Source organism: Terrisporobacter petrolearius, from assembly GCF_020748185.1.
Classification (GTDB): Bacteria; Bacillota; Clostridia; order Peptostreptococcales; family Peptostreptococcaceae; genus Terrisporobacter; species Terrisporobacter petrolearius.
In genome coordinates, this window is the sequence record NZ_JAHZMO010000095.1 from 1 (window position 1) to 1,315 (window position 1,315).

1 protein-coding gene is annotated in these 1,315 nt (G+C 26.7%); it reads right to left on the reverse strand.

Annotated elements, in window-relative coordinates; genetic code table 11:
• Window positions 1-1,218, reverse strand: a 1,218-nt coding sequence (gene istA, locus K0040_RS19775; protein WP_416390179.1) for an IS21 family transposase, incomplete at its 3' end; no start/stop codon positions are given.
• Between the last annotated feature and the right edge of the window lie 97 nt (window positions 1,219-1,315).

Genomic DNA, 1,315 nt, shown 5'->3' on the forward strand with positions numbered 1-1,315 from the left:
CTCATATTCTCCTCCATTAACATTAAGTAAATAATCTAGTTGGTTTAAATTATCCCTTGCAATATCATCAATGTCGTTAGAATTTTTTATATACGGAGATATTAATTCTTTATAATGCTCTTCATTATAATTCATTTTTTTATTTGTTATGTCATGAATAGCTATTAAATCTGTGCTAAAATATATATGTAACTTGTTATCAATAACTTTCAAAGTTACAGTTTTATTTATATATTTGCTAGGGACGGAATACTTGCTATTCTTGTAATTTATCAGAGAATCTTTATGAACGTTGGCGGTCAACCTTTGGTTTATATATGATTCAATTATTGAATTACTAGGTAAAGGCTGTAAGTATTCCTTTTCTTTTTGAAATAAAAGTATAGGCGGTAGCCCTGTTGTCTGGTTTGCTGATTGATTTACTTTTTTATTTATATTTTTTAATATTTGAATTAAATCTTCTTCAGTTTCAAATTCATAATTATATGCAAGTAACCATTCAATAAACTTATTTGCTGACTCTACTTTTCCCTTCGTATAAGAATGGCGGGGCTTACAAAGGCTAATATTAAAACCAAAGTCTGAAGCGAATGCTTTCATTTTATTATTAATTTTTCTTTTATTACCCGTAATATCAACAACTGTACTCATATTATCAAATAAAATTTCTGAAGGGATACCTCCGGTAGCTTTAAATGATGATATTAGGCACTCAAATACATCTTGCTGAGTTTTTGTATTTCTATATTCAAAATGGCAGTATCTAGAATTTCCAAGTTTATAGTTAAATACATTTATTATAAATTCTTCATTATTTTTTGATACTAATTTTAAATCTTCTTTCCAATCTACTTGCGCTTGTTTTCCAGGTGGAGTTTCAAATCTAGGATGTCCTTTTATTTTTTTAGTTGGTTTTAAATTTTTTGATTTGATATATTTGATAAAATTTGAATAAGATCCAATGTCATAATTCTTGTCTAAAAAATATTCGTATACAGCCTTTGCTGTAATTCCTTTTATTGAAAGTTTTAATTTGATTTCTTCTAAGTATTGATCTAATTTGCTAGATTTATTTCTAGTTTGTGGTTTACCTTCATATCCATCATAGTATTTTTTCACTGTTCTTCTATCAATTCCATGCTCTCTGGCTAATTCAGAGTAATTTGGTTTAAAATTCATTGATTTAATTATATTAATTTGTCCTATTAAATTTAAAATCATGGCTATCCCTCCCGGGATAAGGATAGCAGAAATTTGTATAATTTTGTACATTTTTATATTCCATTTTATGTACATCTATATAGTATCATTTACA